The following is a 25424-nucleotide window of genomic DNA, read 5'->3' on the forward strand; positions in this document are numbered from 1 at the left end:
TTCTAGAAGCTGGATAGAGGAGAAGGGCCGCTGAGCATTCGAGCGGCCCTTCTCCCTGTTCTCATGTTCTGTTTCAAGCCAGCGCCCAGGCCAGGTCGGCCTGAAACGCGCCGGGGTTGCCGCCCTGAATAACGTAGCCGCCCGGACTGTGGCGCATCACCGCGCCGTGCGGCAGCAGCAACTGAAAATCGTGCGGCACCACACCGCTGCGGTATTTGACGGCTTCGCTGGCCGATAAAGTTCCCAAAGCCACAAGATGACACAGCGCCCGCGAGAAGGATGCTGGGCTGATGAACTTCTGGTGCATGATTTTAGTTCTCCTTAATGCCCAGTTTGCCTGAAAGTGACCTACAGAACTCTTGCAGATCACTTTCAAAATGTCAAATTCATCACGCCGCGTGCATCAGACCCACTTTTTGGCTCTTTTTTAATTGTTTCAGTCCGGTCATTGGGTCAGGCGTTCGACCAGTCCTGGCAGCAAGCTGTACACATTTCTTCCACATTTGGCGTCAAAGTCGGCTTTGAGTTTCAGCGTAGACCGCCATTTATGCGGCGTCACCGCGTTGAAGCCGTAGCGCAGGGCCACGTCCACCAAACGCTCCTGCACCGTGCAAAAGCCATCCGCCAGCGCCAGCGCGTCACAAAGTTGCAGCAAGCGGTCTTCTTCGGTGATCTGGACAGTTGCCAGCAGCTCGCCCAGCCACACCCACTCCTGAGCGGTGCCGTCCCACTCGCCCTGCAAGGTCGCCAGATCGGCCACCGGAAAGCTGTGGGTCAGAGCAATGCGGGCGGCATCGGGGAAGCCGAGTGAGAGCAAAAAGTCATGCCCATCCAGAATGTGGCGGTCTTTGTTGGGGCCAGTCTGCCGCCCGATGTCGTGCAGGAGCCCCAGCACGTAAGCCCGCACAGGATCGAGGTCAGGATGATGCTCGGCTATGGCGCGGGCGGCCTGTGCCACAAAGCGCGAGTGTGCCGCCCAACTGCCAGGATTAAGCGCTTCGGCTTCTCGAAGAAGCTGCTCGGCTTGGGCTGGGGTGGGAAACATGTCTGCAGTTTAGGCGGTGGGCGGAGGCGGCGTTTGCGTGCCGCTGTCGGCGAGTTCGATCAGCCAGCCCATCAGTTGCACCAAGGCCACCGCCATGCCCGGCAGGCCCGCCAGCATCATGATCCAGCCGCTGATGCTCTGGTTTTGCAGCGGAGTCAAGTTCCACAAGCACAGCGCACTCACGTAAGGCGTATACAGCACTTTGGGGCTATACAGCCACACTGCCGCCACCGCCATCATCGGCAGCCCGCTGAGCAGCCCGAACCAGCCCCGGTTGCCTAAACTGCGACCCTGAATGCTCGGCAGAGGCCGCAAAATCACCGACCAGACCAGCAGGCCGCCCAGCAGATACAAGCCCGGCAGGAGTGCGCCCGCCGTGTTGGTGACGATGCTGGCGTTAAATCCAGCCGGAATATTCCAGAAAATAAGGATAGCCACCCACAGCGCCAACACCACCCACGGATCAAGGATGACGCTGAGGACGCGGCCCAGCGCGGACTCACGCGAAATCTTGAGATGGCGCGGCATCCCCAGCACGGCCAGTGGCGGCACCAGTTCGGCCAGCACCATCAGGCGGCCCATGTAGAGCGCCATGCTGTTGAGGGTCAGCGTGATCGCCTGACTCTGAGTCACGATCACGGTGCAGATCAGCGCCAGCCCGAACAGCACTGCCCGCCAGATCGGCCAAGCGTTGGGACTTGTCTTGCGGCTGCGGGCAAAGGCCACGAAATACCATCCGCCCACCAAAATCAGTGGCAGCCAGACCCAGGCGTCGAAGCGCAGGGCCAACAACTCACTGAGGCTGGGACTGAGATTATTGGCGTCAAGGCCGCTGGGAGCAGCAGCCAAGCTCACTGCATCACCTCATGGACGTCGGCCTCTAAGCGCTTGAGCTGCGGCAACTGGGTGTAGTCCCACAGCAATCGGATTTTGCCCTGCTTGTCGATCAGATAAGTGGCGGTGGTGTGGTTGACCTGGTAATCGTCTGGCCCTTTGATGTCGGCTTTGGTGTAGGCCGCGCCGTAGCTCAGCGCCACCTTCGCCAGTTGGGGTTCGGGAATATGCACGCCCACCGCATTGCCGAAAAAGCTGAGATAGCTTTTGATGAGCGGCGGCGTGTCGCGCTGCGGATCGACGCTGACGAACACGATTTGAAAGTTCTGGCGCTCGGCGGCGGGTAATCTCTCACGCAGCTGATTCAAATAGGTCAGGCTCAGCGGGCAGATGTTGGGGCAATGGGTGAAGCCGAAAAACAGCGCGGTGGTTTTGCCGTTCGGCGCAAAGGTGTAGGCGTTGCCGTTTTGATCGGTGCCGGACAAAATCGGAGCGCTCAGCGGCGGCGTGTAAGCGGTGCCGAAAAAGGGAAAAGGGCTTTGCAAGCGGGCGTACACCCACGCGCCGCCGAGCAGCAGGACGACGGCTGCCAGCGCAAACAGCAGCGAGATGTACCAAGGACGGCTGTGGCTACTGCCCTGGCTGGCGTGGCCGTCGCGGCTGGGTTGGGTGGGCGTGTGCTCAACTTCGGTCATCTTCACTTCCTTCGTTTCGGCTTCACCGGCTTTGTCCGCATTTTGCGCCCTAAGCGGCTGGCCTTTGTCCCCTTCCGCTTTAAGTCCCTTTGGAAGCTGCTTCCACGCCGCCGCGTTCTGGGGTTAGAATGCCGCCAATGCACAAACCAACCATTCAAGACGTGGCGCGTCTGGCGGGCGTCGGCGTCGGCACGGTGTCGCGGGTTCTGAACAACCACGCCGCCGTGCGCGATTCCACCCGCCAAACGGTGCTCAGCGCCATTCACCAACTCGATTACGTTCCCAATCCCCACGCCCGCCGGATCGCGGGCGGCAAGTCGTACACCATCAGCATTTTGCTGCCGGTCGTGACCACCGAGTTTTATGTCCGGCTGCTCGACGGCCTCGAAGCCGCTTTTCAAGAAGCCCGCTACGACGTGGCGATCTTTCCGCTGCTCGACCGCGCCCGCTTGGAGCGCTATTTGGGCAGCCACACTTTGGCGTATCAGGCCGACGGGCTGGTGATGGCCACCTACAACCTGACCCAGATGTTTACCGACAACCGCTTGCGCGATCAGCAGCCGGTGGTGTTGGTGGACGCTTACGCTGAAGGCGTGGACTGCGCCCGCATGGACAACCACCTCGGCGGCGTGCTGGCCGGAGAATTTGTCGCTCAACAAGCGGGCCACCTCTACGCCATTTGGGTCGAAACCGAGCTGGATCAGGTGTTTACCTCGCGGGTGTTCGAGGAGCGCAGCGCCGGATTTCACAAGTCTCTGACGGCGGCTGGGCGCTGCACCACCGCCGAACTCACCAGCTCGTTCGATCCGCACGCTGCCCGCACGGTGGCCGCCCGTTTCCTCGACGGAGCCGAGTTTCCCGCCACTGTTTTCGCGTCTGCCGACTTGCTGGCCGGAGCGGTGCTTGACGAAGCGCAGGCACGCGGCCTCAAAGTGGGCACGCAGCTCAAGGTGCTGGGCTTTGACGATCAGCCGTGGGCGGCGGCGCGTGGCCTGAGCACCCTGCACCAGCCGGTGGAAGCCATGGCCTACGAAGCGGCCACCTTGCTGCTCTCGCGTTTGAGTGGGCACCGGGGGCCACCGCGCGTCCGCACCTTTGAGCCGAAACTGGTGTTGCGCTCCAGCACGGGGCCTTCCAGCACTGGAGAGGCAAAATGATTCGGGACGCCTCAGCCAGTGACCTGCCCGAAATCTACGTGGTCATCAACGACGCTGCCAGCGCTTACAAGGGCATCATTCCGGCAGACCGCTGGGTTGAACCTTACATGAGCGAAGCAGAATTAACCGAGCAAATCGCGGACGGCGTGCGCTTCCGCTGCTGGGTCGAGGATGAGGGAGTTGACGCGGGGCGGGTGACCGGCGTGATGGGTATTCAAGACAAAGGGGAGGTCAATCTGATTCGCCACGCCTACGTCCGCAGCGCCCAGCGGGGTCAGGGCATCGGCGGCCAGCTTCTCGCAGATTTGACATCCCAAACGTCCAAGCCCATCTTGATCGGGACTTGGCAAGCGGCGACGTGGGCCATCCGGTTTTATCAGCGGCACGGCTTCGCCTTGGTTTCGGAGAGCCGAAAGAATGCCTTGCTGCGAACCTTCTGGAACATTCCAGACCGACAAGTAGAAACGTCGGTGGTGCTGGCCAGTCAGGACTTTGAGCCGGAGCAGGCGGGCTAAGCGGCCAGCCAAAACAAGCGGGGCCACCTCTACCGGTTGGCCCCTTTGCTTTCTTTGCACTCAAATTTCGTTTAGCTCGGCCCCATTTCGTACACGGCTTGCCAGGGCTTGTAAAGGGTGTCCATACGGTCTGTCCGCACGCCCGAAGCGTCTTTGATGGTGCGGGTGATGTAGAGGTTGTAACCGTTGGCCGCCCAGTCGACTTGCTTGCTCGCGCCGCGCGGCAGACTCGAATTGACGATGTACTTGGGCGCGGGGTGCGGCGTGCTACTGAGAATGGTGGCTCCCGACACGCTGACGGTGCGGCTTTGCGGCACGCCCCAGACCTGTACTTCGAGGCGGCTGAGGGCATTGTTGTTGACGGTGCGGATCAGCATCAAGCCGCCGGTGTCGTTTTTCATCTTGAGGTCGACGCCGGGATCATAAACGGCGGCTTCAAAGCCCACACGCGGCTCGTAGTAGCCCACCCGGTAAGAGTGCTGGTTGCGCTCCACGATGGGCATTCCAGCTTGATACAGCGCCCTGAAGGTGGTGGTCGAGACTTGGCATACGCCGCCGCCGAGGCCGTCCACCGTGCGCCCGCCGCTGATGATCAGGCCGCCGACAAAGCCGTTGCCTTCGCTGATGCTGCCGAGCGTGTTGAGGAAGCTGAAGACGCCGCCCGCTTCCACCACCGCGCCGTCAATTTTGGCCGCTGCGTTGGCGACATTGGTGCGCCGCTCAGGGCTGGAATGGTAATAGGTGCTGACGCCGGTGGTGATCAGGGTCAGTTTGGTGGGGTCAGGCAGCGCCGCCACGGTGATGCTGGGCTGCTGGGTTTTGCTCGGCAAGCTGAGGGTCTTGACGCTGGGATCGAGCACCGCTTTGCTGAGGGCCGCGAGCGCCGCCGCTTGATCGGTCACGAAGCCCGCCTGCTCTTCGACCCGCACCAATTTGCCGCCCTGATTGGCGTAGCGGGCATTCTGAGCCGGTTCGTCGAGGTAGCTGCTGAGCGTCTTGAGGCTCTGCTTCATGGCGGCTTTGTCGAGTTCCAAGCCGCTGGGCCGCACCCAGAACAAATTGGCGACTTGCAGGGCGCTGAGAACGCCAGTGTGCTGGCTGTCTCCGAGCTGCACGGTCATGGGGCGCAGCAGGGCGTTGCCCTTGTCCACCAGCGCCTGCAATTTGGCGCTGCTGTCAGACGAAATCCAGGGCACGGTACTGATGGTCAGTTCGCGCAAGCTGGGGTCACTGGCAAAAGCGGTGGCCGCCGTGTCCACTTCCATTTTCTGGCCGGGGGTATCGGGCGTCATGGCGTAGCGGGTCTTGTCGAAGAAAATCTTGCCGCTTTTGGGCGCAGTGTTGAGAGGAGCCGTCAACTCCGCCAGGGTCTTTTTAGCCACGCTGGCGTCCACGCTGATCTTGAGCGGGTAGTCCTGGGCGCTGCTCTGGCCCGCAATCTGTCCGGCGAGGTCTTGAACTTTCTGTACCAGGTTGCGGTTCTCGGCGTCCGAAAAGGCGGCGGCCACACTGCTGTTTGCGTCCACCTGATAGCCGAGCTTTTCGGCGCTCAGCGTCCAGCTTTGGGGAGCGCTTACCTGACTGGCCGCGCTGCTACTGGCTGCACTGTTGCTGGGAGCCTTGACGCTGACCTGCGGCACCTTGATGGTCGCCTTGACTTTGGCCAGCGCCTCAGTTTGGTTCAGGCCGCTGACATCCACGCCGTTCACGCTGGTTCCTGTCGGCAAGCGGCCTTCGTTCACTGCCACGCCAAGCGCCAGTGCGCCGCCCAAAACGGCGACGGCTGAACAACCGATGATCCATGCTTTTACGTTACTCAACTTCTTCTCCAGTTCGGCGGGAAGGTGCGGCGTTTTTGGTGTACTGCGCCGCCGGACTTCAGAATCTAAGGTAAAGGGGTGAGCGAGTGTAAAAATTTCACGTTTGGAGGCGCGTCCGCTCGCTCAGTCCACTTATCATGACATATCACTGCCGACAACTGTCAACTTGTCAGCACGATGCCCGGTTTGGGAGGCCTGAAGTGAGCATCTTACACATGATACTCCAAAGCTGAAGCCTGCGCCTCCACAATCCCTACGCTCTGCTAAGCTGGGCGGCGTGACTCCCGCTCTCCACGCCGTCAAGATCAGCCAGCGATTTGGAGAAACCCAGGTGCTCCACGAAGTCAGTCTGGAGGTGGCACGCGGCGAGGTGGTGGCGGTGATGGGGCCGTCGGGCAGCGGTAAAAGCACCTTGCTGCACCTTTTGGGCGGCCTCGGCCAACCGCAAAGCGGAGAGGTGTACTGGGAAGGTGTGCGGGTAGACAGCCTCAGCGTCGAGGCCAGAGCCAAGCGGCGGGTGCGGGCGCTGGGCCTGGTGTTTCAGCACCATTACCTGCTGCCGGATTTGAGCTTACTGGACAATCTGAGGGTGCCAGGCATGATTTTGGGCGAGGATTTGACCGGGCGGGCCGAAGAACTGCTGAGGCAAGTCGGCCTCGGCGGGCGTGGTCAGGTGTATCCAGAAGTGTTGAGCGGCGGCGAGCGGCAGCGCCTGGCGGTGGCCCGCGCCCTGATGGCCCGCCCTGCCGTGTTGCTGGCCGACGAACCCACCGGCAGCTTAGACCGCGCCAACGCGGCAAAGGTCGCCCAACTGATGATCGATCTGGCCCGCGAAAATGCTTCGGGCGTGCTGCTCGTCACCCACGACGAACACCTGGCCGCGCTGGCCGACCGCCAAATCCATTTGCTGGACGGCAGAGTGGTGACGGGCGCTGAAGCAGCGGGGGCAGCGCTGCTGCTCGCGCCGTCCGCTTAAGGCTGACCCTGTCCGCAATCTGGGCGCTATTCTGGGGCCGGACTGCGGCGTCCAGTGCCCACCCAGCGGGTGCCTGCTAGAGACGTTGTGACCGTTGGAGACGCTTGCCCCCCGATTCTGCTCCTCAATCCATAGAACGCTCAAGCCGCCGCCTTAGAGGCAAAAGGACTTTTGCTCCGCTGGGCTGGCTGCTGGCCGCCGTGCTGCTGGGCGGCCTGCTGCTGATTCCCGGGGTACGTCCTTGGCTGTGGCAAACCGCCAGCGCTCTCTTTGGCTCCGACGACACCCAGCGCCGCGCTTTGGTGGAGCGGTTGGGCATCTGGGGGCCGCTGGCGCTGCTGGCCGGCATGCTGCTGCAAGCGGTGGTGCCGCTGCTGCCCGCCGCCGCTGACGTGGTGCTGGCTTCGCTGCTCTACGGCTTTTGGTGGGGCTTTGCCATCGTCTACACCGGCACGCTGCTGGGCGCGGCGCTGGGCTACGCGGTGGGGCGGCGCTACGGCGGCTGGGCGGTGCGGCGGCTGGCGGGCGAAACCATGACCCGGCGCTTAGAGCAGTTTGCCGAGGAGCGCGGCGTGCAGGCGGTGCTGCTGGTGCGGCTGATGCCCGCCCTCAAAGCTGAGGTGATGAACTTGGTGGCGGGCGCAGTGGGGATGAGTTTTTGGCCGTTTATGGCAGCCTCGGCGCTGGGCGCTTTGCCGGCGACGGCGCTGGTGGTGTGGCTGGCGGCCAGTCCCCAGCGCTTGTTTTGGGGCGTGCTGGGCTTGTCGGTGGCGGTGGGTTTGGGCGCGGCAGGCCGCTGGTGGTGGCACAGAAAAGTGGTGGTACAGAAAAGGCGCACAAAAGCAGTGACCGGGCCGTCAGAATAACTTCAGGCGCTCAGTGGGTTTGAGCCGGGAGTTTGCGTCGGGTAGACTGCGGCCAGCACATTGAAGTGAGCTGGATTCGCAGCGCAGTGCCGCTGGAAGCTGGCCCGAACTAGAGGAGAGTTGATTGATGTCCCAAAACCCCCCTGAGACTGAGTTGAACACCGAGGCGCAGCGCCGCTCGGCTTCCCAGCCTTCCGCTTATGCCCGCGCTGGCGTGGACATCGACGCCGGTCAACGTGCCGTGGCCCTAATGAAGGGCGCGGTGGCCCGCACGCACGGCCCGCAGGTACTGGGCGGCATTGGCGGCTTCGGCGGGCTGTTTCGGGCCGGCTTTGAGCACCTGAGCGATCCGGTGCTGGTGGCCTCTACCGATGGCGTGGGCACCAAAACCAAAGTCGCCAGCCGCGCTGGACAGTTCGGCGGCCTCGGCGCAGACATCGTGAACCACTGCGTCAACGACATCTTGGTGCAGGGCGCTCGTCCGTTGTTTTTCCTCGATTACGTGGCGATGGGCAAATTGATTCCCGAACGGGTGGCCGAGTTCGTGACCGGCGCGGCGGCGGCGTGTGAAGCGCTGGGTGTGGCGCTGCTCGGCGGCGAAACGGCGGAAATGCCCGGCGTCTACGTCGAGGGCGAACTGGACATCGTCGGCACCATCGTCGGCGTGGTCGACCGAGCCAACCTGATTACCGGCGAGCGCCTCAGAGCCGGTGACGTGGTGATTGCCCTGCCCAGTGCGGGCCTGCACACCAACGGCTTTAGCCTCGCCCGCGCCGCGCTGGACGGTCTCGATTGGGACAGTCCTGACGCCGAACTCGGGATGAGCTTGCAAGACGCCCTGCTGATTCCGCACCGCAGTTATCTGGCGGCTCACCGCGCCCTTGAGCAGGCCGGCCTAGACGTGAGGGCCATGAGCCATATCACTGGCGGCGGCCTGATCGACAATCCGCCGCGTGTGTTGCCGACAGGGTTGGGCCTGCGCTTCGATCTCGGCAGCTACACTGTGCCGCCACTTTTTGCACGGATTGTCTCGCGCTCCCAGATGGATATCCGGGAAGCGTACAGGGCGCTGAATATGGGCGTGGGCTTTTTGTTCATGTTGCCGCCCGACCAAGCAGCGTCGGCACTGGAGGTGCTGCGGGCTGAGGGCGAAGCGCCGTGGGTCATCGGTGAAGTGGTGGTGGGGGAGGGCGTGGAGTTGAGCCGGCCTTCTGGAGCCGATTTGTGAAGACTTTTCCCAAGCCGCCCACCGGCCTGAGCTTACCGGAGCAGCACGTCTCGACGGAGCTGTGGGTGGTTCGGCATGGTGAGAGCACTTGGAACGCTGACGGGCGCTATCAAGGCCAAGCCGACGTGCCGCTGAGTCTGGAAGGCGTGTTGCAAGCTTCTAGCCTCGCTGAGCGGCTGACCGGTCAGGTTTTTGCCGCCGTGTATTCCAGTGACCTCTTGCGGGCGCGGCGCACCGCCGAAATCGTCACCGAGCGCCTCGCGGCGGATCCGCCAGTGCAGCTGGTACCGGGCCTGCGCGAAATTGACGTGGGCCAGCTCAGCGGCTTGACCTTACCGGAAATCCGCAGCCGCTACCCGGAGTATCTCAGCGCCCTGAGGGCCGATCCGTGGGCCAGCCGCAGGCCTGGCGGAGAGAGCATGGCCGATCTCTACGCCCGCGCTTCGGCAGCGCTGCTGAGCATCGCCGACCAGCATCAGGGCCAGCGGGTGATGGTGTTTACCCACGGCGGGGTGGTGCGGGTGGCGGTGGGGCTGGCGCTCGGCGGCGTGCCACAAAACGCCTGGGCCAGATTATCGGTGGCTAACACCAGCGTCACGCGGGTTCTGCTTTCGGATCAGGGCGGCACGCTGCTGGGCTTCAACGATTCTGCTCATTTAGAAGACTTGGCAGCGGCGGGCGAGGTTGACGACCTGGGATTCGGCGCGACGCCGTAGAGCCGTCTTGAACACCAAACACGAACAAGGCGTCCGGATTTTTCTACCGGACGCCTTGTTCAACCAAACGCGATTGTTTATTTTTGTTGAAACGGATTCAGCTTGTTGGCTTTGTCCTCCTGACCTGACGGCGAGTGGACAAACTCAACTTGCTTGGCCCGCGTTTACTTGATCGCGCCGTTGAGGCCCTGCGGGAAGAAGCCGCCTTTGTTGGCGTTGGGCGCAAGGTAAACGATATTGAGGACTTCGCGGGTGGTGCGGGCAAACGCTCCACCGTTGGCGTCGTCGGGCATCAAGACGGGCTTGCCGTTCTCGGTCAGGCCCTTGTCTTTGCCGCCGCCGACTTTGGCCCGCAGAGCGCTGATGGCGTTGACGATCTGCTCGACGGTCAGTCCAGCTGCTGCCACCACGTCTTTTTTCTGAAGGAGGAAGGTGCGGATGCTGCCGGCGTGGTAAGCCTCGGCGGCCAAAATACCGGCGGCGGCTTGCAGGTAAGCGGGGTTGGTCAGCAAAGTGGCCGCGCCGTTGTAAGCGGTGACGCCCACATCTTCAAAAATAAACGCGCCGTGCAGGAAGAACAGCTCGTTGGCGTAGGGGTTAAAGCCCTTGATGGCTCCGCCCGAAGCGGCCTGACCGGCGGCGTCGAAGGCCGAGGAGAGGTCGAGCAGCGGACGGGCCACTGCGCCTTTACCCAAAGCGCCGTACAAGAACTTGACGTGGGCGATTTCGTCGTCGGCAATCGAGTTGACGTAAGCCTGAATGTTGCTGTCTTTGAACTGCATGCCGCTCGCGGGCAAGTTGGCCGGCAGGGCAATCGGAGCCGAGCCGCCGATGGCGCGGACTTCAGCGAGGCGGCCTACGGCGGCGGCGTAAAAGGCCGCTTCCAGGTACTCGAGGTTGAGGGCGAAATTCAGCACGTCGCCGTCGATGTTCTTGGCGGGCACGGCCAGAGCGCTGCCGCCGAGGCCCAGCGCCGCCGCGCCCAAGCCGAGTTTGCCTAAAGTGCCGAGTGCTTCCCTACGGTTGATATCGCTCATGATTCCTCCACTGAACTCGCTCCGTTGGTCGGGGCGAGGTTCTTAAAGGGTTGTAAGCGGAAACGCAGCGCCTTAGATGTTTATGAGACGTTCACAGTTTAGGCCTGGCTAAATTCCTCTCCGAAAAGCTCAGGCTAGTGCAAGGGTACGTGGCCCGGAAAGCCCAGCACACAGTCCATGATGTCGCCCACGACAGCGCTGGCCGTGACCATGCCGCCTGCGCCGCCGCCCGCGAAAACCAGCGGGCCACATTCCTCCCCTTCGTAGACCATCGCATTGCGCCCCGCGCCCGACGTGCAAATCGGGTGGTCATTGCTGAGGCGGGTCGGCGCGACTTCGGCTTTCCAGCCGCTGCCATCCCGCTCCAACGTCGCCACCAATTTGATCTTCTCGCCCGATGCTCTGGCCGCCTCAATGTCGTCCAGCGTCACGTCCTCAATGCCCCTGACCTTGACATCGGCAAATTTGAAATCGCCATCGGCGCAGAAGCGGGCCAGCACTGCCAACTTGTGCGCGGTGTCGAAGCCGCCGACATCCAAAGTGGGCGGGTCTTCGGCATACCCGAGGGCCTGTGCCTCGCTGAGGGCCTGCTGATACGGCTTGCCTTCTTCCATCTGGCTCAGGATGTAAGCGCAGGTGCCGTTGAGCACCGCTTGAAGCCGAATAAAGCGGCTGGCCCGCAGCACTGTGCTCATCGGCCCGATAATCGGCGTTCCGGCCATCACGGCGGATTCGTAGTACAGCCGCCCGCCCAAGGCGTGTTCGCGCAGCACGTCCCAGCGCTCGGCCAGCAGCGCTTTATTGGCTGTAATCACGGGCCGGTCTGAGCGCAAAATCGGGGAGAGCAGCGAGAGCGGTTTGTCGATGCCGCCCATGACCTCTACGACCATGCCGCACTCGTTGAGGAAGCTGGGATCGGTGGTCAGCGGTGTTCCGGCGGGCACGTCGCGCTGAGCACCGATGTCGCGCACCAACACGCCGCAGACGACAAGTTGCACGCCCAAGTCCGCGAAGATGGCCCTGCGCCGCTCCAGCAAGTTCAGCACGTTTTGACCCACCGAGCCGCAGCCGAGCAGCCCGACCGTGACGGTTCGCAGACTGGCAGCGGGGCGGGGCGGGGAAGACGGAGCGGGGAAATAAACGGCGGATACGGGCGTAAGAGCGTTCGGCGCGGTCATAAAGGCGAGTATACGGAAAGAGGGATTTGCGAAAGACGCGCCGCGCTAGACTGAGTGCATGAATCTTGTGTTCACCTTAAGCCGCTCTTTTCTCTGTGGCCCACCGGCAGGCCCGCCGTGCTGACGCCCAGCCTCAGCGCCCGTTTGTCGGAGCTTTCGCACGAATACGCCCTGACGCTGCGCCAACTCGCCGACCCCGAGGTGCTGGCCGACAGCTCGCACCTTGTCAAGCTGACCCGCCGCCAGCGCGAACTCGAGCCGATCACCTCGCTGTATCAAGAAGACCAGCGCTTGGCCCAGACCGAAGTGCAGGCCAAAGAGCTGCTGGCCGATCCTGAAATGCGTGAGCTGGCCGAAGCCGAGCTGGAAGGCAGCCGGACACGGAGAAACGAGATTGCCGCCGAACTCGAAGTGTTGCTGCTGCCGACTGACCCTGACGACGCCAAAGACGTAATCTTAGAAATTCGAGCTGGAGCGGGCGGCGACGAGGCGGGCTTGTTTGCTGCCGACTTGCTGCGCCTCTACGAGCGCTACCTCGGCGAGCGCGGTTACAAAATCAGCATTTTGGACGAAAGCAGCAGCAGCCTCGGCGGATTTTCTAAAGTGATGGCCGAGGTGCGCGGTACTTACGCTTACCGCACCCTCAAATTCGAGCGCGGTGTTCACCGGGTGCAGCGGGTTCCGGCCACGGAAACACAGGGCCGCATCCATACCAGCACCGTGACGGTGGCGGTGCTGCCGGTGGCCGAGCCGAGCGACGTTCACCTCGATCTGGCCGATGTGCGGATTGACGTGTACCGTTCGCAGGGCGCGGGCGGGCAGAGCGTCAACACCACCGACTCGGCGGTGCGGGCCGTTTATAAAGGCGGCACCCCCGAAGAGATCATGGTGGTCTGCCAGGAAACCCGTTCGCAGATCAAGAACCGCGAGAAAGCGCTGGAAGTGCTGCGCACCCGCCTCGCCGAGCGGGAGCGCGAGGCCTTTGAAGCGGGCCAGAGCGCCAACCGCGCCGCGCAGGTCGGCAGCGGCGACCGCAGCGAGAAGGTTCGCACCTACAACTACCCGCAAAACCGAGTGACCGACCACCGCCTCAGCGGCGACGACAAGAACTTTGCCCTCGACACGGTGATGGGCGGCTCGCTCGGCGGAGTGGTGGACGCCCTGACAAGGCTTGAACGCGAGGCGCTGCTGGCCAGCATGACCGATGGCGCGGCTTAAGCAGCCAGTGTTGAAGAAGTGCCCAGCCGCCGGTTGCCTTCTTTCACCACTCCAGCCGCAGGTGAACCATGCCCCGGCGTGATCTGTTGGTGACGGCGGCCATCTTGCGCGACGCCCACGGGCGGGTGCTGCTGGTGGGCAACGACTGGCAGGGCCAGGGGCGGGTGCGCTACACCTTGCCCGGCGGGATGGTGGAACCCGGCGAAACCGCCCCCGAAGCGGTCTACCGCGAGATCTACGAGGAAACCGGCCTCAAGCTGACCAGCATCCGGCACATGGCCTACACGGTGCATATCGAGGACGCGCGGCGCAGTGAGCGGGCGATTGCCATCGTCTTTGACGCCACCTGGGAGGGTCTGCTCAATCCCGACGACCCCGACGGCCTGATCGTGGAAGCCCGCTTCTACGCGCCCGAGGAAGCGCTGGCCAAGCTCGACAGCCCTCCCATGCGTGAGCCGCTGACCGATTACCTCAACACCGCTCAGCCGGGGCGCTTCTACGCTTTTCAGGGCTGGGACGGGCGCGGTGGGCTGAGGATTCCCGCATTGAAGTAAGCCAAATCTGATCTTCACATGGCGGGATTTCACCCGACTTGGGCGCTCATGCTCTGACAGGCTTGGCCGATGAATCCTCCTCATTTGCTGCGGGCCAGTCCACTATTTACTGATTCCCGTACGGCGGCGCTGTGGCTGCTGCTGCGCCTCTGGCTCGGCTACAACTGGCTGACTTCCGGCATTGAAAAGTTTGGCGACCCGACTTGGGTGGGTGCGGAATCGGGCAAAGCCATCCGCACCTTTTTTGCCAAGGCGATTGCCAGTTCGCAGGGGCCGGACGCCACCGTCACCGGCTGGTACGCCGCCGTACTCAAAGCGGTGGCCCAGCCCAGCGCGGGCGTGCTGACCTACCTGATTCCGGTTGCCGAGGTGACGATTGGAGCGCTGCTGCTGCTCGGCCTCTTGACCGGCCTAGCCGCTCTGATCGGAGCACTGCTCAATCTCAACTTTTTGCTGTCGGGGTCGCTGGGTCTCAACCCGCTGATGTTGACGGTTAGCCTCCTAATCGTTGCGGCGGCTGCGGTGGCCGGTTGGTGGGGCGTGGACGGTTGGTTACAGCGCCGCAGGCTGGCCGGTGCGCCGCAACCTTCCATCAGAACACACTGACCTCACCGCCGCGTTACCCTGAAGTCCATGTACACCACTTACGGCAAACCCACGGCGCTGGATTGGTTGGTACTGGCTCCCCACCCCGACGATGCCGAGATCGGCGCGGGCGGAACGCTGGCGAGGCTCTCGCGCGGCGGGCACGCAGTCGGGATTCTGGAACTCACGCGCGGTGAGGGTGGCACCCAGGGCGATCCCGACACCCGCGAGGCCGAGTGTGTGGAGGCCGCCCGCATTCTGGGTTTGAGCTGGCGCGGTCAACTCGGCCTGCCCGACGGCGGCCTGATGGAAACCCCGGAGCAGGCCCGCGCTCTGGCGATTGCCCTGCGCTTCGTGCGCCCGCGTGTGCTGGCCGTGCCGCATCAGCGTGACCGCCACCCTGACCATTTTGGCGCGTATCACCTCGCCAAGCGGGCGGTGCATCTGGCGTCACTGGCCCGCGCTGATGTGCCGGGAAAGCCGCACCGCATCTCACGCCTGCTGATGTATCAGGGCAACGCCGACATTACCGCCAACATCTTGGTCGATATTGAAGCCGAGCTGCCCATCTGGGAAGCGGCGATTCGGGCGCACGTCAGCCAATTTACCGGCGCAGCCATCAGCGAAACGGTCACGCCGGAAATCGTGGAGCGGCGCAGGGCCAGACTGATGTACTGGGGCACCCTCGGCAGGGCGCGGTACTGCGAGGCCTTCGAGAGTGAAGACCCGCTGGTGCTCGATCCGGCGGAGTTGTAAACCTTATAAATTCGCCTTGAAAAACGCCACGCTTCGCTTCAGCGCTGTCCCCAGATTGCGGCTGAGGTTGTGGTTGTCGCCCTCGTACTTGTAGGCCGTGAAAGGCTGCTGGGCGGCCCGCAAATCGGCGGCGAAATCCTGCTGGAAGCTGTACGGCACTTCCTCGTCGGCGGTGCCCTGCTGGAGTTCGATGGGTCGCCCTTTGAGGTCTTGCAGGAAGGCATTGGGACTCAGAGCCCTCAAAAACCGCTGGTTGAGGCTATCCAGCTTGGGGACTTCTTCCACGTTCGGCTGGCCGCTGGGTGGACGCCACTGTGTCATCAAAATATCGTAGCTGGCTACCACTCCCGCCCACAGCGAGGCGGCCTTGATGTCGGGATCGACCAAGATGGCCCGCAAGCTGAGTTGACCGCCCATGCTGTGTCCCCAGATACCTAGCCGCGCCGCATTGACCCGCGCGTCTTTTTTGAGGCTGGCCGCCGCGTTAAGCACGTCCACCGTGTAGCCGGCGTCGTTGTAGCCGCCCAGCGCCTCGCCCCCACTGTCGCCGTGCCCCCGGTAATCGCTCTTGAGGGTCACGAATCCGGCACTGGCAAAAGCGTCTTGGTAGGCCACATAGCGCTCGGTGGTGCGGTACTTCTCCGGCGGAATGTAGCCGTGATTAAACACGATGGCGGGCCAGCCTCCTTTGGGAGGCATGCCGCGCGGCACGGTCAGCAGGGCGTGAATGCTCAGGCCGTCGGACTGATAACTCACCACCTGACGCGAATAATTGCGGCCCGACTTCAAATTTTGTAGCACCTTGAACGCGCTGCCCGGATAACTTCTGGCCCGCAAAGCCGGAATGCTGATCGGCTGCTGGGCCACTGCATGCCGAATCGCTGCGTCGGTGATTTGGCCCAGCGGTGAGACTTGGATGACGCTGGGTGTTTGGGTTTTCGGAGTCTGTTTTTCCGGTGATTGTCTTTCTAAGATCTGCGGCGGCTCCGGTGCGCTGGCCCACTCGGTCAGGCCAGGCGCTAGGCGCTCCGGTTGGGTCAGGGCGATGTAGCCCGCGCCGCCCAGCAGCAGCACGAGGCCGAGTTGAATGATCCGTCTCATGCTTGACCCGTCTGGCCTTTGCTCACAGATTCTTCTTAAAAAACGCCACACTCCGGTTCAGCGCGGTGCGGAGGTTGCCGCTGAGGTTGTGGTTGTCGCCCGGGTAGACGTAGCTCGTCACCGGCTGGCCTACCGCTTTGAGCTGCTGCACCAGCGCAGCGTGAAAGGCGGGCGGCACTTCCTCGTCTGCCGAGCCGATGTGAAGTTCGAGCGGGCCGCCGAGGTCTTTGAGGTAAGTGTTGGCGCTCAGCGCGTTCCAGAACTTGGGGTTCTCGGCGGGCGTGCCGTACTTGGCCGTCGCCGTTTTGCGGATATTAAGTACCCGCTGCGGAATGCTGGCGGGCGCTTTGTGATTCCACTTGGTCATCAGGTCGTTGTAGTTGGCAACCACGCCGCCCCAGATCACGCCCGCTTTGATGCTGGGATCGATCGTCATGGCCCGCAAGGTCAAAAAGCCGCCCATGCTGTGTCCCCACATTCCAATCCGCGCCGCGTTGATGCGCTTGTCCCGCTTGAGGCTGCCGAGCGCGTTCATCACGTCGTCGGTGTAGCCCGGCGCGTAGTAGCCGCCGAGCGCTTCGCCCTGCGAGCTGCCGTGTCCCCGGTAATCGCTTTTGAGGGTGACGAATCCGGCGCGGGCAAAGGCGTCCTGATACGCCACGTAGCGCTCGGTGGTGCGGTAAACGTTGGGCGGAATGTAGCCGTGATTGAACACGACAGCGGGCCAGCCTCCTTTGGGCGGCGTGCCGTTTGGCACCGTCAGCAGGGCGCGGATGGTCAGGCCGTCCGATTGGTAGCTCACCACCTGACGCGAGTAATTGCTCCCCGCGCCGAGGTTTTGCAGCACCGTCAGAGCGCTGCCCGGATAACTGCGGCTGCGGGCCTTTTCGATACTCATGTCGGCGGCGTCCACTTTGGCGATCGCGGCGGCAGACTGCGCTCCAGCGGGAGCCGTCAGCAAGGCGAGGCTCATCAGGCCTATCAAGAAAGCGGGTTTCATTCCTCAAGCTAAAGGCGAACCCGGCCCCAGAAAGCGTCAGGGCCAACGTTTTAGTACGCCGTGATCTTGGTCCTTTTACCAGCCGTCACTCACCGAAGCTTGACCGGACGTTGATGCAGCGCTCCGCTCAGGGCCTCACCCGCTAAACTGAGCGTATTCCACAATCAAGGGAGGTTTCACCCATGAGCGATCAACCCAACCGTGAACCCCAGCATCACGAGCCACAGGCGGCCGATACCAACCCGGCTTCCCCGCAGGGCGGCGGCGACAAAGACACCAACGATCTGAGCGGCATCAAGCAAGTTCAGAAAATGGGTATGCAGGAAAAAGCTGATCAGGTGGACAAATTGCCTGACAGCGTGACCGGCGCGAACAGCGGTATCGAGCGCAATCGGCGTTAGAAAGGCTTTTCTGGCTCCCATTTCAACTAAAAGCGCCGCCTTCAATTGAGGGCGGCGCTTTTTAGTTCACTCACAAGATGAACTCTAACCAGCTTGCGTCAGCCGCCGCGCCGCTCCGACGTACAGCAACACGCCGTGTTCCAGAGCGCGTTCGTCCACCGTGAACTTGGAGTGGTGGTGAGGCGCGTAATCGGGGCCACCCGCACCGATGGCAATGAAGGTGCCGGGCGCTTTGGTCAGGTAAGCGCTGAAGTCCTCGCCGCCCATGATCGGCCTGCCTTCCGAGAGTGTCGCCTCAGCGCCGAGCGTTTGGCGGGTCACCTCGCGCAGCATTTCGGTAATCTCCGGGTCATTGATGACGGCCCGGTAGCCTTTTTCATAATCGAAGGTGTAGTTCGCTCCGTACCCCTCGGTGATTCCCTTGATGAGTTTTTCCATGCGCTCCGGCATTTTTTCGCGCAGCTCGGCGTCGAACGTCCTGACGGTGCCGGTCATGGTCACGCTGCCGGGAATGATGTTGTGGGCGCTGCCGCCGTTGATCTGGGTCACGCTCAGCACGGCGGGGTCGAGGGGGTCGCGCTGACGAGAAACTACACTTTGCAGGGCCAGCACGATCTGAGCAGCAATCACCACTGGATCGATGGTTTCGTGAGGGCTGGCGGCGTGTCCACCTTTGCCTTCGATGCGGATGTTAAAAACATCGGAAGCGGCCAGCAGCGGGCCGTCGCGCAGTACGATCACGCCCGTTGGAATCGGCGTCATCAAATGGGTGCCCACCACTGCGTCCACGCCGTCCATGATTCCGGCGTCGACCACTTGCTGAGCGCCGCCGGGAAACAGCTCTTCGGCGTGCTGGAAAATAAAGCGCACTTCGCCGCGCAGCGTTTCAGGACTGGCCGAGAGAAGCGTGGCCGCGCCCAGCAGCATGGCGGTGTGGCCGTCGTGCCCGCAGGCGTGCATCACGCCGGGATTCTGGGAAGCAAATTCGAGGCCAGTGTCTTCCTGAATCGGCAAGGCGTCCATGTCGGCCCGCAGCAGCACGGTTCGCCCCGCTCCCGCCGTGCCCTTCAGCACCGCCAGAATGCTGGTCGGGGTGGGGCGACTCAGCGTCAGGTGAGGCAGCTTTTTCAACTCGCCTTCCACGTAGTCGGCGGTCTGGTGTTCCTGAAACGACAGTTCGGGGTGCTGGTGAAGGTAGCGCCGCCAAGCCGTGACTTGCTGCTTGAGTTCGGCGGGCACAGTGTTGGGCGGGGTCTGAGTCTGGGTCATGGCAACCTCAAGGGGAAGGCGTGTTCCTTCAGGGATGGTGGGTGAGAAGGTGCGCGTTGACTTGAGCCGACGCTGCTTTTACGGCCTTCTCACCGCTCACCGCTTCTTTCTTACTTCTTGCCGTCGATCGTAATATCTTCAAACGGCGTCAGCGCCGATGGGCCGGGCTGCCAGCCTTTGACGTAGCTGCGTTCGGCTCCCAGCGGGCGGGAATGCACGATGGGCAAGCGGATATTGGCCTCATAAGTGATCTGGGCAATCTGGGCGTAGGCTTTGGCACTGACCGCTTTATTGCTGCTGGCCACCGCTTTGCCGAGCAGTTCGAATATCTTGGGGTTGGAGTAGCCGGTGTCGGCGGGCGAGGCTTCGCCGTAATAGGTGTTGTAGAAGTTGTACGGGCTGGCATACGGCCCCGTCCAGCCGATCATGTACATGTCGAAGCCCGGAGCGGTGTTGCGGTCGGTGAGGTATTTGGCCCAGTCCTCGGTTTTGAGGTTGACCTTGATGCCGATGGCACTCAGATCGGCGGCCATTGCCTCGGCAATCGGTTTGGGTGTCGGGAAATATGGGCGGCTCACCGGCATGTACCAAAGATCAATGCTGAAGCCGTTGGGGTAGCCCGCGTCGGCCAGCAACTTCTTGGCCGCTGCGGGGTCGTACTTGTAGTCGTCCGGCACATTTTTGGAGGCGGCCCAGTTCAGCGCCGGGGGCAAGAAACTGGCATCCGAGACGCCCAGCCCGTTCCAGAAAGCGTCCACGATGGCTTTTTTGTTGATGGCCATGCTGACGGCCTGCCGCACCTTGTCATTCTTGAGGTACTGGTTGCGGATATTTAGGCTGAGCGTGCCGACATTAAACGAAGGCACGATAATTTCATTGAGCGACGAATCGGCTTTCACTGCGCCGAGCTGGTCGGGATTGAGATCGGAGGTGAAATCGATGGTTCCGGCTTTGAGTTCGTTGAGGCGGGCGCTGGGGTCTTTGATAAAGCGCAGCACCAAGTTGTCGTAGCTGGCTTTTTTGCCCCAGTGCTTTTTGTTGGTCGTCAGGGTAATCCGGTCGCCGGTTTGCCACGACTGCATCACAAATGGGCCGGTGCCGACCGGCAAGGCGGCGGGCGTGCCGTACTTCGCTCCGGCTTTTTTCACGGCGGTCGGCGAGGCGATTCCGAAAAAGGTGGTGGCCATCGCTTCAGGAAACGGCGCAAACGAGTTGTTGAGCGTGAAGACCACTTTGTCAGGCCCGTCAGCCTTGACACTTTTCAGGAAGCTGTTTTTGTCGCTTTTGAAGCCGCCGAAAATAAACTGCCACGAAGTAAAGGTCTTGCTCTGAGCGGTGGCTCCTTCCGGCGCGGCCAAGTCCCACCAACGGTTGACGTTGTAGACCACCGCGTCGGCGTTGAAGGGGGTGCCGTCGCTAAACGTCACATTCTTACGCAGGTAAAACGTCCATTCGGTGGCGTCTTTGTTGGACGACCAGCGGGTTGCCAGCCCCGGCGCGATGGTGGAGGTGCCTTTTTTGAAGCGCACCAACATGTCGTAGACCAGTGACTGGGCCAGCGAGGAATTGCCGTCGGTGATGGTGCCGGTGTCGAGCGACACGGGATCGCCGCCCATGCCGTAGACGAGGGTGGCCGCGCTGGCCGAGCCGAATAAAGCAGCGCCGCTGAGCAGGGCGAGGGTCAAAGCGGGCCGGTGCAAGGTGGATCGGAGCATGGGTGTCCTCCAGTGGGTAAAGCTGCTAAGCGGTAAGCCGCTGCCAAAAGCAGGCGGGCCGATTGGCGGGTTGGCTGCTTTAAAAGTGGATCTGATGAAAAGGTAACAAAAGCAGTCTAACAGCAAAGCTGAATCCTCGGTGCGTCGCCGCCCAACCTTGCGACCTGTCGATTCCGCGAACTTTAGTCCCGCGCTTTGACTTTATACTGGGGCCATGACCGCCGTAAGCGCCGTGCCCCTTGCCGAATTTGAAGCCCGACTGCGTGAAGTGCTGCGCTCCAAAGTTGAGTTCATCGAGGTGATCGGTGAGGATTTGGTGGCGGCAGGCGGTAAACGGGTGCGCCCCGCGATCACGTATCTGGCCTCCAAAGCCCTCAGCGGCGGCGAGCAGCACCTCTTTGACACTGATCTGGCCGTCTGCGTAGAGCTGCTGCACTCGGCCTCACTGCTTCACGATGATTTGATTGACGATTCGGATACCCGGCGCGGCCAAGAAACTGCTTTTCGCAAATTTGGCAACGTGGTCAGCGTCATGAGCGGCGACTTTATGCTCAGCCGCTTGCTGGTGCTGCTCGCCGAGATGCCGCCGAGCCTGACCCGCGCTTTTGGCTTGGCGGCCAGCGCGGTGTGCGAAGGCGAGGTGCTGCAATTTCAGGTGGCGGCCTACGCCGATTACTCACTGGACAATTACTTGCAAGTCATTTACGGCAAAACGGCGGCGGTCTTTGAGCTGGCTGCCCGCGCTCCGGCGCTGCTGCGCTCGGCGCAGGGCCACCTGACCGAAGCGCTGGAAACCTACGGGCGCGAGTACGGCTTGGCTTTTCAGATGCAAGATGACTTGCTCGATTTGATGGGCGACGAAGCCACTATCGGCAAGCCGGTGGGCGGCGACCTACGTGAGGGCAAAGCCACCTTGCCGGTGCTGTATTTGCTGGAAGGGGAGAGTGGGGACGAAGTGCGGCGTATTTTGGAGCGCCGCGCCGCGCAGACCGGAGACGTGGAGCGGGTGCGCGAACTGGTGGCCGCGCAGGGTATTTATCAGCGTGCGCGTGACGAGATCGTGCGCCGCGCCGAGCTGGCCATTGCCGCGCTGCACCGCTTACCGCCCAGCCCTGACCGTGACCGCTTGGAAGCCTACGCCGCCTACGAAGTCCAGCGGGTGCGGTAATTTCGCCTCAGGCGGTGCGGGTTGCCGCGCTCAGGGGGTTCCATTCGGTGCTGCGGATGTCTAGAATCAAGCGGCAAGACAACTAGACAGCTTGGAATCACCCGATTTTTTAACAGAGACAGTGTGGGGCTGATCGTGTCATGCCCCGAACGCTGCGCTCAGGAGGGCCAGACGTGCCGACATCAGGACTCAATTGGCAAGGCTTGCTAGAACAGCTCGAACAAGCCTTGCCGTTTACCACCGCCGACGAACAGAGTTTGGCGTACTTCAAATTCCCCAAGCGCACCATCAGTCTGAGTTTGCCGGTCAAAATGGACGATGGGCGCGTCAAAGTCTTTCGGGGCTACCGCACGGTGCACAGCATCACGCGCGGCCCGGCGATGGGCGGCGTGCGCTACCGCGAGGGCCTGAGCGTTCACGAATGCGAAGTGCTGGCCGCCATCATGACTCTCAAGAACGCGGTGGCGGATTTGCCACTGGGCGGAGCCAAGGGCGGCGTCAACGTCGATCCTGAAACGCTCAGCGCGGGCGAAACTGAGCGGTTGACCCGCCGCTACACCTCGGAACTCGTCGATGTGATCGGCCACCAAAGTGACGTGCTGGCTCCCGACGTGGGCACCAACGAACAGATCATGGCCTGGATGCTCGATACCTACAACGAGAACCTGGGCAACACCGCCAACGGTATGGTCGTCGGTAAGCCGATCCCGCTCGGCGGCTCGCTGGGCACCAAAGGCGCACGCGGGCGCGGCGCGGCGCTGGTCACCGCCATGATTTTGGAAGAGAGCGGCGAGAACTTACAGAATAAAAGCGTGGTCATTCACGGCTACGGCGACGCGGGCCGCTCGGCCGCCGCTTACTTGGCCCTTCAGGGCGCACGCATCATCGGGGTAGCCGATTCCGGCGGGGCGACCTACGCGTCGATGGGCCTTGACTTGGCCGCGCTGGACGCTCACAGAGAAGAGACCGGTAGTGTCATGGGCTTTGCCACCGCCCTCGATACCGAAGAAGCCTTGGCGCTCAACGCCGATGTGCTGCTGCTGTGTTACGACCACGGCACGATTTACGCCGGCAACGCCGCCAGCATTCGTGCGCCCCTGGTCATCGAAGCCAGCAACCGCGCCGTATTGCCGGAAGCCGAGCGCTACCTGAAGTCGCAGGGCACCGTGGTGATTCCCGATTTGATCGCCAGCATCGGCGGCGTGATCACCAATTACTTGGAGTGGGTACAAGACGCCAGCAACTTTTTCTGGCAAGAAGACGAAATCTACGCCGCCTTGGACAAGCGCATCACCGCCGCCGTGACGGACGTGATGGCTTTTGCCAAATTGCACGGCACGCCTGATCTGCGAACTGCCGCTTACGCCGTGGCCCTCAACAAATTGCACGGCGCGGCGGTGCTGCGCGGGGTGTATCCGTGAGACGGGGCGAGCCAATGCCGCTCTGCAAGCTGTAACCAACAGAACCGCCTCGCTTCTCCACTTTACTTTTCCACTTGACCCACCACCAACGCGACTGAAAAGGAGCTTATGACCACCATGCCCACCGACCCGGCCCCCCGCGCCCTTCACGGCGTTCCCTCGTACCTCGACAAAAACAACCTCGGCCCCTGGGAAATTTATTTGGAACAAGTCGACCGCGTCACGCCGTACCTCGGCAAGCTGGCTTACTGGGCCGAAACCCTCAAGCGGCCCAAGCGCATCCTGATCGTGGACGTGCCGATTCACCTGGACGACGGCACGGTGGCGCACTTTGAGGGCTACCGGGTGCAGCACAACACCTCGCGCGGCCCGGCCAAAGGCGGCGTCCGCTTTCACCAAGACGTGACCCTGAGCGAAGTGATGGCGCTGAGTGCGTGGATGACCGTCAAGAACGCGGCGGTGAATTTGCCCTACGGCGGCGGCAAGGGCGGCATCCGCATCGACCCGCGCAACTACTCTCAGGGCGAACTCGAGAGACTGACCCGGCGCTACACCACCGAAATCGGCCTCGTGATCGGGCCAGACAAAGACATCCCCGCTCCCGACGTCAACACCAATCCGCAGACCATGGCGTGGATGATGGACACCTACTCGATGAACGTGGGGCGCACCGCCACCGGCGTCGTGACGGGCAAGCCGGTGCAGCTCGGCGGCTCACTGGGCCGCGCCGACGCCACCGGACGCGGGGTGTTCGTGACGGGCGCTCAGGCGCTCATCAAGCTGGGCATGCCGTTAGAAGGTGCAAAAATTGCGGTGCAGGGCTTCGGCAACGTGGGCTACGCCGCCGCCCGTATCTTTCAAGATCACGGCGCAAAAATCGTGGCGATTCAAGACGTCTCCGGCACCATTTTCAGCGCCGGCGGCTTAGACCCCTACGCGGTGCAGGCTCACCTTCAGGCCACCGGCAGCGTGCTGAACTTTGAAGGCAGCGACGCGCTGACCAAAGCCGAGTTCTGGCAAGTGCCGTGCGACGTGCTCATTCCCGCCGCGCTGGAAAAGCAGATCACCGTCGACAACGCCGATCAGATTCAGGCCCGCGTGATCGTGGAAGGCGCGAACGGCCCGACCACCCCCGCCGCCGACGATATTTTGCGCGGGCGCGGCGTGACGCTGGTGCCGGACGTGCTGGCCAACGCAGGCGGCGTGACGGTCAGTTATTTTGAATGGGTGCAGGATTTTTCGAGCTTTTTCTGGACGGAAGACGAGATCAATGCCCGCTTAGACCGGATCATGGCGGAAGCGTTCAACAGCCTGTGGGCGGTGGCCGAGCGGCACGGCGTCACGCTGAGAACCGCCGCCTACATCGTGGCCTGCACGCGGGTGCTGGAAGCGCGGGCACTGAGAGGGCTGTACCCTTAAGCGGCTGCATCCTTAAATGGGGATTCTTCCTCTCTTTTAATTGCCTCCTTACTATACTGATGAGTAAGGAGGCAATTAAATGTCAAGGACGACTATAACCAGTAAGGGACAAATCACTGTACCGCACGAGATTCGCGCCGCTCTCAAGCTGGTGCAGGGGGATCAATTGCAGATTGAAGTCGTTGCCAACGGCTTCGAGGCCCGTTTGGTTCGGCGTCCGACAGCGGCTTCTCTGCAAGGTATTCTGAAAAGCGAGGTGCCGTATCAAAGTCAGGAAGCCGAGCGTCAGGCAGTGGCGGAGGCGCTCGCTGAAAAGTTTTCAAAGCAAAAATGAGCAGTTCGCAACCTCTTGAAGGCGTTTTGCTGGACGCCAATGTCGTGCTCCGTTACCTGACCAACGAGCCGCCGGAGATGGCTGGGCGGAGCCTAGCGCTGTTAGAGCGGGCCGAACGCGGCGAACTGAGATTGATCTTGACACCTTTGGTGCTGGCAGAGTGCGTCTGGGTGCTGAAATCATTTTACAAATTGCCGCTTGCCCGGATCAGTGAGGCGCTGCAACAGGTCTTTGAACTCGGCGGCGTAACCACCCAGCAGCGCCCTGTCATCAGCGCCGCCTTAATCAGCATGGCCCAGCACAATGTTGATTTCACCGACGCTTATTTGGCTGAACTGGCCCGCGCCGAAGGACTGAGTGTGGCCAGTTTTGACCAAGATTTCAGCAAGCTTTCGGTGACGCTTGTCTCCATCTGA

General features: G+C 62.2%; 27 protein-coding genes. 16 read left to right on the forward strand and 11 right to left on the reverse strand.

The window, feature by feature from the left end; translation table 11 throughout:
• Positions 1-73: 73 nt before the first annotated feature.
• The 4 genes from EHF33_RS01460 to EHF33_RS01475 form a co-directional block, all read right to left on the reverse strand.
• Positions 74-307 (reverse strand): hypothetical protein, encoded by a 234-nt coding sequence (locus EHF33_RS01460; RefSeq protein WP_124867300.1) that lies wholly within the window; start codon positions 305-307, stop codon positions 74-76.
• Between the two features lie 138 nt (positions 308-445).
• Positions 446-1045: an HD domain-containing protein gene (locus EHF33_RS01465; protein WP_124867301.1), complete on the reverse strand. Its 600-nt coding sequence runs from the start codon at positions 1043-1045 to the stop codon at positions 446-448.
• A 9-nt stretch (positions 1046-1054) separates the two neighbouring features.
• Positions 1055-1900, reverse strand: coding sequence for a cytochrome c oxidase assembly protein (locus tag EHF33_RS01470; RefSeq protein ID WP_124867302.1), 846 nt, complete (start codon positions 1898-1900; stop codon positions 1055-1057).
• A complete protein-coding gene (locus tag EHF33_RS01475; RefSeq protein WP_124867303.1) occupies positions 1897-2574 on the reverse strand; it encodes an SCO family protein in 678 nt (225 codons plus the stop codon). The genes EHF33_RS01470 and EHF33_RS01475 overlap by 4 nt, the downstream gene beginning before the upstream one ends.
• Before the next feature lie 137 nt (positions 2575-2711).
• On the opposite strand from EHF33_RS01475, the gene EHF33_RS01480 reads away from it, so the two are divergent.
• Together EHF33_RS01480 and EHF33_RS01485 are read left to right on the forward strand one after the other, a co-directional pair.
• Positions 2712-3731: a LacI family DNA-binding transcriptional regulator gene (locus tag EHF33_RS01480; protein ID WP_124867304.1), complete on the forward strand. Its 1020-nt coding sequence runs from the start codon at positions 2712-2714 to the stop codon at positions 3729-3731.
• On the forward strand, positions 3728-4246 hold the full coding sequence (locus EHF33_RS01485) for a GNAT family N-acetyltransferase (RefSeq protein WP_124867305.1): 519 nt from the start codon (positions 3728-3730) through the stop codon (positions 4244-4246). The genes EHF33_RS01480 and EHF33_RS01485 overlap by 4 nt, the downstream gene beginning before the upstream one ends.
• 71 nt (positions 4247-4317) lie before the next feature.
• Here EHF33_RS01485 and EHF33_RS01490 read toward each other — a convergent pair whose 3' ends face one another.
• Positions 4318-6066, reverse strand: a complete 1749-nt coding sequence (locus tag EHF33_RS01490; RefSeq protein ID WP_124867306.1) for a VanW family protein — start codon at positions 6064-6066, stop codon at positions 4318-4320.
• A gap of 277 nt (positions 6067-6343) precedes the next feature.
• On the opposite strand from EHF33_RS01490, the gene EHF33_RS01495 reads away from it, so the two are divergent.
• The 4 genes from EHF33_RS01495 (at position 6344) to EHF33_RS01510 (ending at position 9852) form a co-directional block, all read left to right on the forward strand.
• Positions 6344-7042, forward strand: coding sequence for an ABC transporter ATP-binding protein (locus tag EHF33_RS01495; RefSeq protein ID WP_241191201.1), 699 nt, complete (start codon positions 6344-6346; stop codon positions 7040-7042).
• 104 nt (positions 7043-7146) lie between these two features.
• Positions 7147-7908: a TVP38/TMEM64 family protein gene (locus EHF33_RS01500; protein ID WP_241191202.1), complete on the forward strand. Its 762-nt coding sequence runs from the start codon at positions 7147-7149 to the stop codon at positions 7906-7908.
• Positions 7909-8035: 127 nt separating this feature from the next.
• Positions 8036-9136: a phosphoribosylformylglycinamidine cyclo-ligase gene (gene purM, locus EHF33_RS01505; protein WP_124867308.1), complete on the forward strand. Its 1101-nt coding sequence runs from the start codon at positions 8036-8038 to the stop codon at positions 9134-9136.
• Positions 9133-9852 carry a histidine phosphatase family protein gene (locus EHF33_RS01510; protein WP_124867309.1) on the forward strand — a complete coding sequence of 240 codons (720 nt, stop codon included), beginning with the start codon at positions 9133-9135 and terminating at the stop codon, positions 9850-9852. The genes purM and EHF33_RS01510 overlap by 4 nt, the downstream gene beginning before the upstream one ends.
• Positions 9853-10016: 164 nt before the next feature.
• Here the strand turns inward: EHF33_RS01510 and EHF33_RS01515 are convergent, their stop codons facing one another.
• Both EHF33_RS01515 and EHF33_RS01520 read right to left on the reverse strand, forming a co-directional pair.
• On the reverse strand, positions 10017-10889 hold the full coding sequence (locus EHF33_RS01515) for a ferritin-like domain-containing protein (protein WP_124867310.1): 873 nt from the start codon (positions 10887-10889) through the stop codon (positions 10017-10019).
• Positions 10890-11023: 134 nt separating this feature from the next.
• The gene (locus tag EHF33_RS01520; protein ID WP_124872688.1) at positions 11024-11986 is read right to left on the reverse strand and encodes a homoserine dehydrogenase; all 963 of its coding nucleotides are present in this window, start codon (positions 11984-11986) and stop codon (positions 11024-11026) included.
• Positions 11987-12184: 198 nt separating this feature from the next.
• Between EHF33_RS01520 and prfA the strand changes: the two genes are divergently transcribed.
• The 4 genes from prfA to EHF33_RS01540 all read left to right on the forward strand — a co-directional run bounded on the left by prfA (position 12185) and on the right by EHF33_RS01540 (position 15180).
• Positions 12185-13285 carry a peptide chain release factor 1 gene (gene prfA / locus EHF33_RS01525; RefSeq protein WP_241191203.1) on the forward strand — a complete coding sequence of 367 codons (1101 nt, stop codon included), beginning with the start codon at positions 12185-12187 and terminating at the stop codon, positions 13283-13285.
• Between the two features lie 68 nt (positions 13286-13353).
• A complete protein-coding gene (locus EHF33_RS01530) occupies positions 13354-13839 on the forward strand; it encodes an NUDIX hydrolase (protein ID WP_124867311.1) in 486 nt (161 codons plus the stop codon).
• A 69-nt stretch (positions 13840-13908) separates the two neighbouring features.
• Entirely contained in the window at positions 13909-14445 is a 537-nt protein-coding gene (locus EHF33_RS01535) for a DoxX family membrane protein (protein ID WP_124867312.1), read from the forward strand.
• Positions 14446-14472: 27 nt separating this feature from the next.
• The gene (locus tag EHF33_RS01540) at positions 14473-15180 is read left to right on the forward strand and encodes a PIG-L family deacetylase (RefSeq protein ID WP_124867313.1); all 708 of its coding nucleotides are present in this window, start codon (positions 14473-14475) and stop codon (positions 15178-15180) included.
• A gap of 3 nt (positions 15181-15183) precedes the next feature.
• On the opposite strand, the gene EHF33_RS01545 is transcribed toward EHF33_RS01540, so the two are convergent.
• Positions 15184-16281, reverse strand: a complete 1098-nt coding sequence (locus tag EHF33_RS01545) for an alpha/beta hydrolase family protein (RefSeq protein WP_124867314.1) — start codon at positions 16279-16281, stop codon at positions 15184-15186.
• Positions 16282-16303: 22 nt separating this feature from the next.
• Complete coding sequence (locus EHF33_RS01550; protein WP_124867315.1) at positions 16304-17281, reverse strand: alpha/beta hydrolase family protein; 978 nt, start codon at positions 17279-17281, stop codon at positions 16304-16306.
• A 182-nt stretch (positions 17282-17463) separates the two neighbouring features.
• On the opposite strand from EHF33_RS01550, the gene EHF33_RS01555 reads away from it, so the two are divergent.
• A complete protein-coding gene (locus EHF33_RS01555) occupies positions 17464-17682 on the forward strand; it encodes a hypothetical protein (protein WP_124867316.1) in 219 nt (72 codons plus the stop codon).
• Between the two features lie 84 nt (positions 17683-17766).
• On the opposite strand, the gene EHF33_RS01560 is transcribed toward EHF33_RS01555, so the two are convergent.
• On the reverse strand, positions 17767-18951 hold the full coding sequence (locus tag EHF33_RS01560) for a M20 family metallopeptidase (protein ID WP_124867317.1): 1185 nt from the start codon (positions 18949-18951) through the stop codon (positions 17767-17769).
• Between the two features lie 110 nt (positions 18952-19061).
• Positions 19062-20666, reverse strand: a complete 1605-nt coding sequence (locus tag EHF33_RS01565; RefSeq protein WP_124867318.1) for an ABC transporter substrate-binding protein — start codon at positions 20664-20666, stop codon at positions 19062-19064.
• A gap of 214 nt (positions 20667-20880) precedes the next feature.
• Here EHF33_RS01565 and EHF33_RS01570 point away from each other — a divergent pair, with 214 nt between their 5' ends.
• The 5 genes from EHF33_RS01570 to EHF33_RS01590 all read left to right on the forward strand — a co-directional run bounded on the left by EHF33_RS01570 (position 20881) and on the right by EHF33_RS01590 (position 25424).
• Positions 20881-21834 (forward strand): polyprenyl synthetase family protein, encoded by a 954-nt coding sequence (locus tag EHF33_RS01570; protein WP_124867319.1) that lies wholly within the window; start codon positions 20881-20883, stop codon positions 21832-21834.
• Between the two features lie 173 nt (positions 21835-22007).
• Entirely contained in the window at positions 22008-23255 is a 1248-nt protein-coding gene (locus EHF33_RS01575; RefSeq protein ID WP_124867320.1) for a Glu/Leu/Phe/Val family dehydrogenase, read from the forward strand.
• A 108-nt stretch (positions 23256-23363) separates the two neighbouring features.
• Positions 23364-24674, forward strand: coding sequence for a Glu/Leu/Phe/Val family dehydrogenase (locus tag EHF33_RS01580; protein WP_124867321.1), 1311 nt, complete (start codon positions 23364-23366; stop codon positions 24672-24674).
• 79 nt (positions 24675-24753) lie between these two features.
• Entirely contained in the window at positions 24754-25008 is a 255-nt protein-coding gene (locus tag EHF33_RS01585; RefSeq protein ID WP_124867322.1) for an AbrB/MazE/SpoVT family DNA-binding domain-containing protein, read from the forward strand.
• Positions 25005-25424 carry a PIN domain-containing protein gene (locus tag EHF33_RS01590; protein WP_124867323.1) on the forward strand — a complete coding sequence of 140 codons (420 nt, stop codon included), beginning with the start codon at positions 25005-25007 and terminating at the stop codon, positions 25422-25424. The genes EHF33_RS01585 and EHF33_RS01590 overlap by 4 nt, the downstream gene beginning before the upstream one ends.

This window comes from Deinococcus psychrotolerans (assembly GCF_003860465.1).
In the GTDB taxonomy this organism is placed as follows: Bacteria; Deinococcota; Deinococci; order Deinococcales; family Deinococcaceae; genus Deinococcus; species Deinococcus psychrotolerans.